Annotated in this window: 11 protein-coding genes; 5 read left to right on the top strand and 6 right to left on the bottom strand. The window is 51.0% G+C overall.

Going from position 1 to position 14,237, the window contains the following annotated elements; translation table 11 throughout:
- Positions 1 to 57: 57 nt before the first annotated feature.
- A complete protein-coding gene (locus GS601_RS10690) occupies positions 58 to 4,341 on the bottom strand; it encodes a DEAD/DEAH box helicase (protein WP_162423266.1) in 4,284 nt (1,427 codons plus the stop codon).
- A gap of 179 nt (positions 4,342 to 4,520) precedes the next feature.
- On the opposite strand from GS601_RS10690, the gene lnt reads away from it, so the two are divergent.
- Positions 4,521 to 6,083 (top strand): apolipoprotein N-acyltransferase, encoded by a 1,563-nt coding sequence (lnt, locus tag GS601_RS10685; RefSeq protein WP_238393198.1) that lies wholly within the window; start codon positions 4,521 to 4,523, stop codon positions 6,081 to 6,083.
- Positions 6,084 to 6,151: 68 nt separating this feature from the next.
- Here lnt and GS601_RS10680 read toward each other — a convergent pair whose 3' ends face one another.
- From GS601_RS10680 to GS601_RS10670, 3 genes are read right to left on the bottom strand one after another with little or no spacing between them, the layout of a single operon-like run.
- Positions 6,152 to 6,694 carry a hypothetical protein gene (locus GS601_RS10680; protein ID WP_338017013.1) on the bottom strand — a complete coding sequence of 181 codons (543 nt, stop codon included), beginning with the start codon at positions 6,692 to 6,694 and terminating at the stop codon, positions 6,152 to 6,154.
- A gap of 22 nt (positions 6,695 to 6,716) precedes the next feature.
- Positions 6,717 to 7,946 carry a hypothetical protein gene (locus GS601_RS10675; protein WP_162423265.1) on the bottom strand — a complete coding sequence of 410 codons (1,230 nt, stop codon included), beginning with the start codon at positions 7,944 to 7,946 and terminating at the stop codon, positions 6,717 to 6,719.
- Positions 7,947 to 7,999: 53 nt separating this feature from the next.
- Entirely contained in the window at positions 8,000 to 8,719 is a 720-nt protein-coding gene (locus tag GS601_RS10670; RefSeq protein WP_162423264.1) for a precorrin-2 C(20)-methyltransferase, read from the bottom strand.
- Between the two features lie 58 nt (positions 8,720 to 8,777).
- Between GS601_RS10670 and GS601_RS10665 the strand changes: the two genes are divergently transcribed.
- Both GS601_RS10665 and GS601_RS10660 read left to right on the top strand, forming a co-directional pair.
- On the top strand, positions 8,778 to 9,512 hold the full coding sequence (locus GS601_RS10665) for an esterase/lipase family protein (RefSeq protein ID WP_162423263.1): 735 nt from the start codon (positions 8,778 to 8,780) through the stop codon (positions 9,510 to 9,512).
- Between the two features lie 296 nt (positions 9,513 to 9,808).
- Positions 9,809 to 10,459: a cytochrome b N-terminal domain-containing protein gene (locus GS601_RS10660; protein WP_162423262.1), complete on the top strand. Its 651-nt coding sequence runs from the start codon at positions 9,809 to 9,811 to the stop codon at positions 10,457 to 10,459.
- Between the two features lie 13 nt (positions 10,460 to 10,472).
- On the opposite strand, the gene GS601_RS10655 is transcribed toward GS601_RS10660, so the two are convergent.
- Positions 10,473 to 11,705: a tetratricopeptide repeat protein gene (locus GS601_RS10655; RefSeq protein ID WP_202925002.1), complete on the bottom strand. Its 1,233-nt coding sequence runs from the start codon at positions 11,703 to 11,705 to the stop codon at positions 10,473 to 10,475.
- 361 nt (positions 11,706 to 12,066) lie between these two features.
- Between GS601_RS10655 and GS601_RS10650 the strand changes: the two genes are divergently transcribed.
- Positions 12,067 to 12,906: a tetratricopeptide repeat protein gene (locus GS601_RS10650; protein WP_162423261.1), complete on the top strand. Its 840-nt coding sequence runs from the start codon at positions 12,067 to 12,069 to the stop codon at positions 12,904 to 12,906.
- 151 nt (positions 12,907 to 13,057) lie between these two features.
- Here GS601_RS10650 and GS601_RS10645 read toward each other — a convergent pair whose 3' ends face one another.
- A complete protein-coding gene (locus tag GS601_RS10645) occupies positions 13,058 to 13,678 on the bottom strand; it encodes a hypothetical protein (RefSeq protein ID WP_202925001.1) in 621 nt (206 codons plus the stop codon).
- Between the two features lie 110 nt (positions 13,679 to 13,788).
- Here GS601_RS10645 and GS601_RS10640 point away from each other — a divergent pair, with 110 nt between their 5' ends.
- On the top strand, positions 13,789 to 14,142 hold the full coding sequence (locus GS601_RS10640; protein WP_162423260.1) for a slr0373 family blue light stress response protein: 354 nt from the start codon (positions 13,789 to 13,791) through the stop codon (positions 14,140 to 14,142).
- The last annotated feature ends 95 nt before the right edge of the window (positions 14,143 to 14,237 follow it).

The following is a 14,237-nucleotide window of genomic DNA, read 5'->3' as shown; positions in this document are numbered from 1 at the left end:
GTAGTTTAGCTTAAGTAGACCAGTTTTTATCTTAGCTTGCGATGGGAAGCGAGGGCGCTACCCTACCTGGATTAATTTTAGGAGGTCATCGGTAGAAATTTTGCCGCTTGCCTCTGTTCCTTCGAGGAGACTATCGGCGAGGTCTCGCTTTTGTTGATGCAACTGCACAATTTTTTCTTCGATCGTGTCTTTGGTGATCAGTCGATAGATGGTTACGGGGCGCTGCTGACCGATGCGATGGGCGCGATCGCTAGCTTGATCTTCCACCGCCGGGTTCCACCACGGGTCCATATGAATCACATAATCAGCAGCCGTCAGGTTTAGCCCAGTCCCCCCCGCTTTAAGGCTGATGAGAAACACATCTCCTGCTCCTGCTTGGAAGGCATCCACTCGGCGTTTGCGCTCTTTGGCGGGGGTGCTGCCGTCTAGATATTGATACGCGATCGCATGCTCATCTAGATACGCACGAATAATGGTGAGATGATCGACAAACTGACTAAACACCAGGGTTTTATGATGATTGTCTAACAATTCTTCTAGCACTTCACCAAACAGCGCCAGTTTAGAACTATCGAGCGGTACATCCGGCATCACAAGACCGGGATTGCAGCACAGGCGGCGGAGTTTCATGATCTCGGCGAGGACTTGCAGATGCTTTGTTCCGGGGGGGGCATCGCTGTTAGAGAGCGTTGCGATCGCATCTCGCCGCAACGCTTCATACATCGCCCGTTCTTCTTGACTGAGATCCACATAGAGCGGAATTTCAGTGCGGGAGGGCAACTCTGCCAAGACCTGGGTTTTGGTGCGACGCAAGAGAAACGGCTGAATCAGCTTTCTCAATTGAGCACTAGCTTGCTTGTCTTGAAACCGCTCGATCGGAAAAGCAAATCGTTCGTTAAAGCGTTCTGAAGAACCGAGCAAGCCAGGATTGATAAAGCGAAAAAGATTCCACAGTTCGCCGAGATGATTCTCGATCGGGGTTCCGGTGGTCAGTAATTTGAATTTGCCTTGCAACTTCATGGCAGCCTGAGACCGTTTGGTGGTGCTGTTTTTAATCGCTTGCGCTTCATCTAACACAATGGTTTGCCACTCCACGCTGGCTAGCTTGTCTGCTACATCGTCTTGCTGAAGTAAGCCATAGCTACAAATCACGATGTCAAACGGCTGGAGTTGGTCGAGCAGGGCTTGGCGATTTCCGCTCCCCAAGGACAAGACGTTGAGCGTCGGGGCAAAGCGTTGGGCTTCGCTCATCCAATTTAGGCAGACCGATGTCGGCGCAACAATCAAGGTGGCTCCGTTGGGCGCGCGAGTCAAAATCAGCGCCAACGCCTGCAAAGTTTTTCCCAATCCCATATCGTCAGCGAGGCACGCCCCAACGCCCCAGTGAGCCAACCGAGACAGCCAGTTAAACCCCTCAATTTGGTAATCCCGCAGATCGGTTTGGAGGGTAGAGGGCACCTGCGGCTGGAGGGTTTCCATTTCTTTTAGCCGCTTGACGTGGGCTTTCCAGTGCCGATCGACCTCTACATCTCCCACTTCATCGATAAAGTCTTCCAGCGCCATTGCCGCGAGCGGATGAAACCGGACGCCTTTCCCGTGTTTTTCCGTGAATGCTCTGAGTTCATCTAAGCGTTTACGAAACGATTGGGTGAGCGCTAAAAACTGACCATCACCCAGGGGAATAAACCGGCTAGAACTTTGGTTTAAAAGTTCCATTAACTGTTGCATATCCAGCACTAGATCATCGCTGAGTTTCAGTTCGCCACTGGCTGAAAACCAATCGTTTTGCCGTTGAATCGCCAAATGGAAATCGTTGAGTCCGGCTTGGTGGCTGACGCGCAGCTTTTCGCCTTCTGGCCATTCGATCGCGACGCTATTGGCAGTTCCGTCTGCGTTGTGCCCTGCGCTAATCGCTTGCAGATCGACTAGCAGTTCCAAACAGGCTTGCGGATCTTCAATCAGCCATTCTCCGTCTTCTTCGGGCTGCTCGCTTAAGATTGGGCAAGCCGCGATCGCAGCGTTCGCTCGGTCTTTTTCTGCCTTTAGATCCCGGGTGGTTTGCAGCCGCTTGCCGTCAATCTCTGCCACCACCATCGCGCCTCCTGCCCCCGGTCGATAGTACGACCCGCCGTCTGCAAAGGGGCGACACAGCACCGCCACTTTTAGCCCCTGACCGGCTGGCAATAAATGAATGTGAGGCTGAGAATCTGCCGGAACCTCTTCAGCATTTTCCACACCGCCACCGATGTCAGACTGCACGGTAACAATGCCTGACACCGCATTGATGGCAGCTAAGACGCGCTCTTTGGCGGCAGACGGCACTTCCAACCGATTTTTTTTACCAATAATATCGGCAATGCGGCGATGCTCTGGCTGAATGTCGATCACCTTGATGCGAGTTGGCGTTTCTTTGATCAGCAGAATATCCTGGTTGCCTTTGAGCGGCGGCGAAAATTCTAGAATCAGCCGATCGCCCTTGCCCTTCCTGACCAGCAGTTCGGGTTCCGCCTTGACGATTTCCACCCGAATTGTGGGGGTGTCTTCCCAAAACACGAGGGGATGCCCCACCAGCGCGATGATGGCGCGATCGCTAAATTTAAACTCGGTTTTGCCGTAATATCCAGCCGAGTGATAGGTCTCGATCTGGGCACACACCCGGAGATCTTGAGGGGTGAGATAGTCCAACTCGCTAGCATTGAGGCTCAGCCGTTTGAGCGCAATCGGGCGACCTCTTCCCCAAGTGCCATTGGCGTTGAGCTTTTGTTCGCGGGGCTGGAGTAGGCACCCACTCGGATAAAACGTCATAAACCAGACGAGGCGCTGATTTCCAGCTTGATCTGGGGGTTGGGGATCTTTATGCAAACTGGTCAACGCATTGAGGCACAGTTCCCAGGGTTCTTGCGATCGCACCACATCGGCAAGCGATGCAACGTCAGGGTCTTGATGCAAATCGACGGTTTGATCTAGAGTGATGGCTTTGCCATTGTTTTGAGTATCATCGCTAGCATTGTTCTGAGTATCGCTAGGCGGTCTGAGCCGCAATAGCAACTCTGCCGTTTCGGCGGCAATCCAGGTATATCCAGAGGTTTTTGCTGCTTGATAGAGAAAGCTAAGAACGTTGGGTAACGTCTTTTTAGCCGTGCCAGCATCCATCCAATACACGCACAACGCACCCACTAGCGTGCCGATGCTGGTTTCTTCCTCATGGGACGGCACCAACGGGTTGAGAAATTCTTTTTGAGAGAGATCCCCCTGCAAAAATTTAAGAACGCTGTGCAAGCGATCGTAGACGGGTTGAAGCCAATGGTGAACCTGCCGACTGAGCAGATGGGCATAGTCTTCTGCCTCCTTAAGCCGCTTGGGCGACCCATCTTTGAGCAGCGCCAAGACAAAAAATAGACCGCTCAGCCCATTGAAAAAAACCTGGCGTTTTCGAGTCGTTTTGCGGAGGGCTTTCAGCGCCAAGGTGTAGTGCGCGATCGCGCTGTCGTTCTCCCCTTGAACAAAGCTAAGCCAGCCCCAAAACATGCCGCCGTTTTCTCGATAGCCCTCAGAAAGCTGCTCTAGCGTGTGCTGGGCATCGTCAACACGACCCCGCAGCAAAAACTGCTCGGTCAGCAGCAGCCGCAAGAAATCTGAAGTTTCTCCCTCGCCGATCGCACAGGTTTTTTGCAGCAGAGAAAACGGCTCTTCTGCGGGAACGCAGTAAAGGGCAGACATCGCCAGAATGCTAGAAATACCGCTGCCGTAGAGTTGCGGCGGCAAGGCTTTAAACCAGTCGGCATCGAAGGGATTGTTGCACACCTGCTGAAAAATCTCGTCCATGGAGATTTCGTCTGATCGGTAGGTGTAGTTGTGATAGTCTTCAAACTGCCGTTCGATATAGTCAACATCGCCTCGGTAAATGCCAATCCGCACTTCTCGCACAAGCTGACCCCGGCTGCTAAACGATCGCGGTCCGCCTTTCCAACTTGTGCGTACCGGAAACTGCTTTTGCACCCTCGCAACCAGGGGTTCAAACGTGCCAGTTGAGATCGCATCACGAGTCACGATTTCCACCAACAATGGATGACACTGCGGACCTTGCCCCCGCTCTTGAATCAGCAACTGGGCATTTAGCAGCCGCTCAATTCGGCTTCTTAGAACGCTGACTCCTAGAGGCTTGCCGTGCTCATCGCGCGCCCCAGTGTGGGCAAAACACTCTAGAAATGCAGTTCTATTGACTGGCTCGTAGATCACCGAGAACAGGTGAAGCATCTGCTTTTCTATGAACGATGCTTTCTGATAGGTTTCAATCAGGCGTGTACGAAGTGCTTCAGAATCAGCATAAGAACGATTCATGGTCTGAATTCAGCCGTTTCTCTTAAATATTACATGGTCGCTAATTGATGAGTAAAATACGAACTGAAGCGATTGTGGTAAGAGAACACGTCATCTCTTCAGCGATGCCATCATCTTACGTTGGTAGACTTAACTTCGCTAGAGTAGTCAGTATGCTGATTTGGAAGAGTTGATTGACCTTGAAAGACAAGCTTTGGAACGCGATCGCGCCTGTAGAGGTGCGCCCTGTGCTCTTCGCGCTCTTAAGCGGAGTGCTGATGAGTTTTGCCGCCGCCCCGTTTAGCCTGTGGGGGTTGGCATGGGTTGCGATCGCGCCCCTGTGGGTGATGTCGGTGCGGCAGACTGCGCCCAAGCTGCGCCCTGCCTTTGCTGCCCCAGTGCTTTTGCCACTTACGTGGGGCATTGCCTATCACGGTTCGACTCTGTTTTGGCTCACTGGCTTGCATCCGCTCACCTGGATGGGCGTTCCGTGGGTGGCGAGTGTTGCAGTTGTTGCCTTCGCCTGGAGCTTTATTACGCTGTGGGGCGCGGCGTGCGTTTGCGGGTGGGCATGGGTGATGCGGTGGATGGGGAGACAGAACGTGCCATCCAGTCTAAGAGTGCTGGTTGGCACAGCGCTTTGGTGTGGGTCAGAAACGGTGCGGCAGTGGACGCCCCTCGACTGGACAGCCCTTTCTTTTACCCAGAGTCCCCATAATTTAGCGATTCTTCACCTCGGTCAGATTTCTGGAGCGATGACGGTGACAGCCGCGATCGTAGCAGTAAATGGGCTACTGGCAGAAGCTTGGCTTCGCCGAGACGGAACAGCAAAAGCGTTGTTTATAAGTGCGATCGCGTTGTTTTTAGTGTTGCATGTAGCAGGGTTTACGATTTATAGTCAGGCGTTAAGCAACTCATCAGCCATCAAGATTGGCATTGTTCAAGGTAATGTGCCAACGAGAATTAAACTATTCAAAGATGGATTGAAAAAAGCGTTAGATGGTTATTCAACCGGATATCGAAATTTGGTTGATCAAGGCGTTGATGTTGTCCTCACACCAGAAGGAGCATTACCATTTCTTTGGCGCGGTGTAAAACGGCAAAATCCGGTCTATGAAGCCATTTTAGAAAAGCGCATTCCGGCATGGATCGGCACCTTTATGCCAGCCGGAACTTATTATACGCAAAGCTTAATCGCCCTTACACCCAACGGCGAAGCGATCGGGCAATTTAATAAAGTAAAACTCGTTCCTCTTGGAGAATACATCCCGTTTGAATCGACGATTGGGCAATTTATTGGGCGGCTGTCTCCAGTCAAATCTTCAATGCTGCCGGGCAGGTTTGACCAACAGTTTGAGACCTCGTTGGGTCGTGGGGCAGTTGGCATTTGCTATGAATCTGCCTTTCCCGAATTGTTTCGATCGCAAGTTGCTGCCGGAGCAAAGTTCTTAATCACCGCCTCAAATCTCGATCCCTACAGCCCGGTTTTGATGGCGCAACATCAAGCCCACGACGTGATGCGGGCAATCGAAACCGATCGTTGGATGGTTCGCGCTACCAACACAGGCTACTCTGGCATTGTTGACCCCCACGGGCAAATTCAGTGGCGATCGCAGCCTTACCAATACCAAATCCATGTAGGCACCATTTATCCGCGTCAAAGCCAAACACTGTATGTTTTGCGGGGAGATTGGTTGACGCCTGCGTTGCTTGTTAGCAGCGCGATCGCGCTTGGGCTAAATCGAGGTTGGCAGCGATCGTAGGGCTTGGGTCGGTAGGAGTTTAGGCGGTTACAATCGTTCAATTAACGTGAGTTACAGGGTAACCCTAATCAACGTCTGACCGTTCCCGTAAACCCTGCGGCTTTAAACTGTTTCAACTGTAGCGGTGTCGGTTGATTGGCTGAAACGCTAATTCTCAACTCAAAGGGGCTTGCACCGGGGGGAACTTCTTCGATCGAGCCTAAACGGGTGCGATTTTGCATCACCGAATCATTGTTAGCATCAAAAATACGCCCAAAAATATCGGCATTCACAACCATTTTATTGGTCGGATTGTTTGCCGTTCCGGTCACGATAAAGCAATTGGCTGCCTGGGATGTGCCACTCGTTACCGTTCCTGCTCCAACATCGGCGGGGCACTCGTGATACGACAGATCAGTTAAACTGATTTGCGTTAATGCCAACGCATCGGGCGGAAACAGTGCTGTTAGCACCCACATCAGTGCCGAAACCGCCACCACCACCAAGGCTCGAACCTGCATAATTATCCTACGATTGACCACAGGATTTAGTGTAACGCGAATGGGCAATCGGCTTTGCCAAGCTCTGAGAGATCGCCACACCTGCGATCGCACTGCCCAAGGCAACAGCACCCCTCAGCAACCTCCTTAGCCCTTAGCTCACCGCTTGACCGCTCGGCGCTGCATACTTAAACACAAATCGGTGAACCGTTGGTTTTTCAGGGGCAGGATATTTGCTGACTTCTTGCGTCACATGCGCGATCGCTTCTTTGTCCAACGCCGCATAGCCTGATTTACCGAGCAAGACCGGTTCGCCCACAAGCTTGCCATCCGTCCCTACCGTTGCTGCAATCACGATCGTATTTTGCTGAAACCTGGGAATCGCAAAGGGAAACGGATATGGCAATGCTGGGATACCTGTTTCTAGCTCTTCTTCCTTGGTGGGATGTTCAACTAGCTCTAGTTCACCACGATCGAGGGCTGGCTGAATATTTTCCGTCTTCCACGTCACCCAGTTTTGATCGGGCGCTTTCACTCCAGAATTTGCAAAGCGTGGATCAGCATCTGTATCGGCTTGGTTGTAAGCATACACCTCGCGCCGTTGCCGAATTTCCGCCAAAACTTCGGGGCTAAGGGTTTGGGTTGGCGTCGGAGATGGCGTCACCGGAAGGGTTGCCTCTGGAGCGGGAGATGCAGCCGTTTCCCCCCCCGGCGGTGGTGGAGTTGTCGGTTCCCCTTCGGGCGCTGGGCTGGGGCTTTGCTGGGGTTGGGAGGGCTGCCCTGGCAAGCCAAAGGTCAGATTTGGATCGAGAGGATCGAGAGTGGGAATCTGCCCATTTCCCGCTCGGTTAATGGCACTAGCGATCGCTTCTGACTGCGGATCGGTAGTCTGAGATGGTTCTGGGGTTGCGGATTGTTGCGATCGCTCAGGCGTGAGATTTCTCAACTGTTGGCGACGACGCGCGATCGCAATGTCTTGCTCAGCCAAATATTTCTTTAGCAGTTCGTTGTTAGAAGGTTGAGACTGCACATCGGGAAAAACAGGGGTGCTGAGTCCGGGAATATTGTAGAGCAGAGGATTGTTTGGCACCGGAACAGTGTCCGACGGCGGCGGCAGGGGTAAAGCCGCGTTGGGCGACTGTTGAAGCGGCGGCAACACCACAGACGATCCGAGCCTTGGCAAGCGGCTTTGCTCTTCTGGTGATAGATCCACTACGCCGACTCGCCGCAACGGATCGCTTTGATTTTCCTGAGAAGAGGTAAACGCAGGCAACGACGCAAAAAAGAAGGCATGAGCCGCGATCGATCCTAGAAACGCGATCGAGGCAGGCTGCTGAATATTCTCTGGTAAGTTGCGGAAGAAAGCAGAGAGGGCAGAAGACATAGCAATTTACTAATGCGTGATTCGTCGGTCAAAGGTGAAGGTAGGGGGTGAAGTTAGGCTTCGTTGACTTTGACAATAAGCAGGGAAAAGTAAGGCAATTCTAGCGTAGGGCGGTTCGTTAAGTTGGAATAAATTTTCTGATGTTCTGAGGTGGCGCGTTCGACTACGTAACTTCGCTCTAACAAATGATAGCGCTCTAAAACACTCCACACTTGCGGGTAGACAGAGCTTACTTTCATTAAAACAACAACATCTGCCCACTCAAGCGTTGTTTCTAATTCTGATACGGTGTAGAGCGCAGGCAGAATCGCCAGTTTTTGCCGACGAACCGTGAGCGGAATGCCCAGCACTGCCGCCGACGCCAACGGAGAACAAATTCCCGGAATCGTTTCTACCTGCACGGTTGGATGGTGGCTCTGGAGCGCCTGAGCCAGATAAGTAAACGTGCTGTAGAGACTGACATCGCCTTCTGAGACAAACACGACGTCTTGTCCCTGGTTGAGATAGTGCCAAACCTGCTCGGCTCCGGCATGCCATGCCTGAGTAAGTACGGCTTCATCTTGAGTGTAGGGAAACGCGATCGCAAGTCGGATCTGCTCTTGCCGGAGATGCGAAGCAACGATTGTTTCTGCCATGCCGCGCCGCTCTCCTGTGCCTGCCGGAAATGCCACAACCTGCGATCGCTGCAACACCCGTAACCCCTTTAAGGTAATTAACTCCGGATCGCTCGTGCCCACCCCAACTCCGTACAACGTCCCGATTCGCTCAGCCATCAGAAATTTAGAAACAGTGCTTTAAGATTCTATAAGCATCTTTTAAATTTTTATCGTTATGCCGTTGCCGACTGTGATTCTTCCGGGCTATCTTGCAGGCGCGATCGATTACCAACAAATGCAGCACACCCTGGCTGAAATGGGAGTTCCAACGGTGACTGTGCCCCTGCGAAAGCGAGATTGGTTTCCCACCTTGGGAGGGCGATCGGTGCTACCAATTTTGGAACGGTTGGATCAAACCGTGCAGCAAGTTCGGCAGCAGCATGGCACAGAGCAGATTAATCTAGTCGGGCACTCGGCAGGTGGCTGGATTGCGCGAATTTATCTGGGTGAAAACTTGTATGACGTGCATGGCATGATAGATGGCTCCTCTAAAGGTGTGCCCGGCGCTAAGCAGGTCTATGCCTGGAACGCCCATCACTACGTTGCTCATCTTGTCACCCTGGGGACGCCCCAGACTAGTTATGAACGGTGGACACTGAAAAACTTAAACTTTGTGAACCTCAGCTATCCGGGTGCATTTTATGCCGATGTCCATTATTTATGTGTGGCGGGGAAAGCGGTGTTTGGGGCACGACAACGGGGAAGCTGGCTGGCATATAGTAGCTATCAGTTGACAGGAGGCAGGGGCGACTGTTGGGGCGATGGCATTACCCCGATCGCGGCGGCTCATCTAGAGGGCGCAGAAAATATCACATTAGATCATGTTTGGCATTCTCCCCGCTCTCCGGGGCGCTGGTACGGAACGCCTGAAGTCGTCCATCAATGGGCAAAACCGTTGATTAATTCGTAACCCATTCAACGTAATCAATTCAAAGAATGGACTCGCCGCGATTGGCTCGCAGGGATCGATAACCCATCAGAGAATCATGAAGAAAGTTCTATAAATCTTTACATTAAGTTAAGATTAGAGGCAGTAAGACGTAAGTTCGGCTGTCCTTATCCTCCTTCTTCATAGTGCGGGTTTAGGAAAGCGTCTTGGCAAGGATGATTTGCCCTCCTGGCAACGCGGGTCGAAGACCTTTGTTGGCTCCGTCGAACTACTGTCAAAACGGTACACACCTCACCTACAAAAAGAGTGTACAAATTATGAGCAACATTGCCTTTATTTTCAGACGGCTATCCACCATTCTCGCAGTTGCGATCGTAACTCTGACCTTGATCGGCGTTACCTCCGGAATTTTACTAGCATTTTACTATCAGCCCAGTGCAGGCGGGGCTTACACTTCTCTCAGAAACATCGACCAAACCATTTCTTACGGTTGGCTCGTCCACGCCATGCACACTATCTCTGGCAATCTTGTGATTGGGCTTGCCCTGGTTCAACTTGTCGTCATGTTTTTTGGCGAACGATTTCGCCGCAGTTGGCTTGTCTCCTGGGTTAGCGGCATTTTCTTCACCCTTTCAGCGATCGGTCTAAGCTGGACAGCGATGATTTTAAGCTGGGATCAGCTTGGGTTTTGGCGGTTTAAGATTGAGCTTGGCACGATCGAAGCTCTGCCTCTCATTGGTTCTCAACTGCGCGATGCCCTTACGGGCGGTACCGTCAGCACGATCACCGTTGAGCATCTTTACACGCTGCATAGCTACCTGATCTCGATCGGTGCGTTAGGGCTAGCGGTTGTGCATCTCGGTGGCTTGCTCGTGCAAGAGAAAGAAATTCAGGCAGAAAAGTTAGCGATCGCGGCACAGAGTGAAGCCGATTCTGCGGACAATCAGAATATTCAACTTACGGCGTAGGGCGTCTGCTGTTTTACACGCGAAAGCCCATGTCTTGCAAACTCTGTTTTAACTGTTCACCTGCTGGCAAACCCTGCTGCTGATAGCGTGCGATCGCAGATTGAAACGCCTCCAAACTTTCAGCGACCTGTCCGGCTTTAAGCAGTGCAACGCCGAGGTTTTGGTGAGCCTCGGCATAATTTGGGTTAAGTGCGATCGCGCGTTTGTATTGCGCGATCGCATCCGTCAATCTCCCCATTGCCTTGAGCGTCATGCCCAAGTTGTAGTAACCAACCGAGAAAGTTGGATCGATTTGCAATGCTTGCTGATAGAGAGCTACAGCGTTCTGCAAGTCCCCTTTATCTTTAAGAATGTTCCCTAAATTGTTGATTGCGCCTAGCTTTAACCGAGCCGGAATCGGCTGCTGCATTGCCGCCTGATAGTGTTGCTCAGCCTGGTTAAAGTGATGTAATTCGGCATAAACACTGCCTAAATGATAATGAAGTTCGTAAAGCGTTGAAGCATCGTGTAAAGCGTTGCTTAAAGGATATTCGTTCGCATTGCTATGAATCGCTCGAAGCCCTCTTCTTAACAACTCTAATCCTGTTTCTACTTGTCCTATCTGCACATACAACGCGCCTAGCTTACTGCACACATAAGGATCGTGGGGATGCGTTTCAAGAAACCCTTCCATTGTGATACGCGCCTTGTTGAATTTATCTCTCGCTGCAATGACATCAGAACGATATCCTTCGTGTAAAATTGCGACCTCAGGTAAGTGTCCCACGCGCCAATTAGGTTCGCGTTGTAACAGTTCTGCAACGCGATCGTCGATCATGGCATGATAGGGACGAGTAAACGCGATGTCAGGATGCCGCCGAAACAACCGAGACAGCATAGAGTAAGGAGATTGAGACGCGCCGACCTCATGACGTAACAGGTTAATTACTAAGTACTGTTCGCTCTCAACGACTTGCTTAAGTGCTGGAACAATGTCAGGAACCAACACTTCATCGGCATCTAGCACCAAAACCCAATCGCCTTGAGCGTAGTGAAGGGATGCATTTCGCGCTGCCGAAAAATCGTTACACCACTCAAAAGAATAGACCGACGCACCATAGCTTCTTGCGATGTCGATCGTGCGATCGCATGATCCCGTATCCACTACGATCGTTTCATTTACAACGCCCCGTACACTCTCTAAACACCGCAGCAGCCGTTCTTCTTCGTCTTTGACAATGATGCAGAAGCTAATGTTCACCGCCATTTTTCACGCCCTATTTATCTGTGAATTCCTAAACCGAGATAGAAGACTTTAATTTCTAAGAGTTTATTTTTAAGATGATGCGACGAAGAAATCATGCTTTAGCAGCACATTTTTTTAGTTGTGAAAATACTGAGGATTTTACTGCGATCGTAGGGCGCACAACTGGGCACTACTAAATCACTCCGCTCTTCACAAGGTCTGCCTTTCAACGATTGAAGCGCTCTGAAAGTTGCTGGCTGAGAAGAGCGAGCGGGTGCGCTTTCGATTAGTAGTCGCCTTTTGTACTCAGATTAGACCTATGAATAGATCTTCGTGCAGAAAAGTTTCTCTCTCTGCATCCCGTTTTGCTTGGCGTAGCATCATGCTTGTGCTGCTTAGTTTCGAGGTCATTTTTACCCATTCTGTGGCGCGCGCCAGTCAGCCTATTTTAGTTCAAGAACAAGCTCAGAGCAGCCATGTTTTTTTTGAGCGAGGATTGCAAAAACTCAGAGCCAGATTTTACAAAAGTGCAATCGAGGAATTTAATCGCGCCCTGAGCATCGATCCAAAGTTTAAAGAAGCCCATAGCGGCAAGGGGTTTGCATATATTCAGTTAGGAGATTTGCACAACGCGATCGCAAGCTACAAGCAAATTTTGCAAGTTGATCCAAACGCTGCTAGCGCCTACTCTGGGTTGGCATTAGTGCGCCAGCGATTGGGTGATTTTCAGCAGTCGCTAAGCGATTCTCAAAAGAGTACGTCTCTGCAAGTTCTTCAGACGGCTCGGCACATCTATCAAGGAGAACTCAATCTTTTAGAGTTAAATCAAGTCAGAGGAGCACAAGGAGCGCAGGAAACCGTTTGGCAGTTGATTGAGAGAGGATATCAGAAAATTGCGGCTAAAGATTATACCGGTGCGGTAGATATCTTTACTCAAGCGACCAGAGTTGCGCCTCAGAGCGAAGGTCGCCCTTATCTCGATCGCGGCGTTGCTTATTTTTGGTTACGAGATTACCGCGCTGCAATTCAAGACTTTTCGACCTCGATTCAGCGAAATTCTCAGTCAGTTAAGTCGTACGAATACCGTGCCCGTGCCTACGAGGAAATCGGCGATCGCCAAGCCGCTCGGTCTGATTTGCAAAAAGCAGTCGAACTCGCTCGACAGTTTGGCAGCCAAAGTTATGCTCAATTGCTATCTGGCAAACTCCAGCAAATTAGGTAGCTTTTCATCAGCTAAAGCAGGATGGAGGCATAAGGGTGCCATCTCTCACCCAGCCCCATCTCCCTCTCACGCCTCTTCGCTTCAACTCAACCCCTCTCACGCCTCTTCTCCTCAACTCACCGTTGACAATCTACTAGGTCAATGGTGGAGATTAATTTATAGGAACTCGATACCGACGTGCCACGTAGTTGAAAAATCGGTAGTATGCATCAAATTGCTGACTCGGAGCGCTTCCTCTCAAATAGTATTGAACATTCGTATGATTGAGGACTAACGTTAGAGAGCTAGTTTGAGGACCAAGTTGGGCTTGCAGCGTCCCTTGGATACCTTGCTCAGTCGTAAAGTTTGGGGGCGACAGGCTAGGACGGGGTGAGGGAACCCGTGTTGGGCGAGGAGGGGCAGGAAGGGGCTTGGCTTGACGCACGTTCGTCGGGGCTGAGGAAGCAGGTAATTTGGGCGACGTTCCGGTTCCAGACGGGCTAGAAATCCGCAAAAAGCTTGCCCAGCCCCGAAGCTCAACCTGCGGATTTTGTGGATCTCGAAAAGCAATCCCATCTCGATTGTCCGGCAAATCGGCAGGCTGCCACCCTGCTGGGTACGGAAACTCAAATGAATAGCGAGGATTCCGATAGGTTTCCCATCGATCGGGCAACCCAAACTCAGTTGAGCGGCAGCCAACGAGCGCGATCGCGAAACAGATTCCCCACGGCACGAGTTTTAGCATCTGCCCTAAGGTACGTTGCGAGCATGGATATCGATGAATGTCCTTCATATTATTAAGCATTGTAACAATATTGCCGTCATGCTGGTTTACCGTCTTGACAGTCTACAATTCCCTGGATATTGTTCTATACATACCCGGGTAAAACGACTGAAAGAGATATGCAAGACAAGCAGAAAGTTACGTTGTATCTTCCACCCGAACTGCATCGCCAACTAAAAATTAGAGCGGCAGTGGCTTCCGAGGCGATGTCAACCCTCGCTGAGAAAGCGCTCGTTTTCTACCTCACTCATCCTGAAGTAGTAGAGCAAGTGGAAGCGGCTCATGGACAAGCACATCGAGTTTATAACTGCCCCGGATGTACAACCCCTGTTGTCTTACGGGATGGTGAGTTAGCCCCGCTCGGTCAACAATCTGATGAAATTCTACTTGAGGAAGGTCTTCCTGCTGGTGAAAAGATTCAGGTTGGTGCAGCAAGCGAATCCTCCAATCAGGAGACGTTAGTTCCTTGCTAAAGTTGCTAACGTTGGCTGAACAAAGATTTCGCAATGTTGGATTGAGAGTTTGATTGAGAAGCTGGTTATTGTTTCTGCACCGTTTCGGGTAGGTC

The sequence above is a fragment of the Myxacorys almedinensis A genome, from assembly GCF_010091945.1.
Classification (GTDB): domain Bacteria; phylum Cyanobacteriota; class Cyanobacteriia; order Leptolyngbyales; family Leptolyngbyaceae; genus Myxacorys; species Myxacorys almedinensis.
The sequence above is the reverse complement of the archived record's forward strand: the minus strand, read 5'-3'. Positions and strand labels throughout refer to the sequence as shown.

Bases quoted from the DNA above. Each gene is read 5' to 3' on its own strand.
- GS601_RS10650 (WP_162423261.1), top strand. From the start codon at position 12,067: ATGCTTGTGCTGCTTAGTTTCGAGGTCATTTTTACCCATTCTGTGGCG.
- GS601_RS10670 (WP_162423264.1), bottom strand. From the start codon at position 8,719: ATGGCTGAGCGAATCGGGACGTTGTACGGAGTTGGGGTGGGCACGAGC.
- GS601_RS10660 (WP_162423262.1), top strand. From the start codon at position 9,809: ATGAGCAACATTGCCTTTATTTTCAGACGGCTATCCACCATTCTCGCA.
- GS601_RS10675 (WP_162423265.1), bottom strand. From the start codon at position 7,946: ATGTCTTCTGCCCTCTCTGCTTTCTTCCGCAACTTACCAGAGAATATT.
- GS601_RS10655 (WP_202925002.1), bottom strand. From the start codon at position 11,705: ATGGCGGTGAACATTAGCTTCTGCATCATTGTCAAAGACGAAGAAGAA.
- GS601_RS10640 (WP_162423260.1), top strand. From the start codon at position 13,789: ATGCAAGACAAGCAGAAAGTTACGTTGTATCTTCCACCCGAACTGCAT.
- GS601_RS10690 (WP_162423266.1), bottom strand. From the start codon at position 4,341: ATGAATCGTTCTTATGCTGATTCTGAAGCACTTCGTACACGCCTGATT.
- GS601_RS10665 (WP_162423263.1), top strand. From the start codon at position 8,778: ATGCCGTTGCCGACTGTGATTCTTCCGGGCTATCTTGCAGGCGCGATC.
- GS601_RS10645 (WP_202925001.1), bottom strand. From the start codon at position 13,678: ATGAAGGACATTCATCGATATCCATGCTCGCAACGTACCTTAGGGCAG.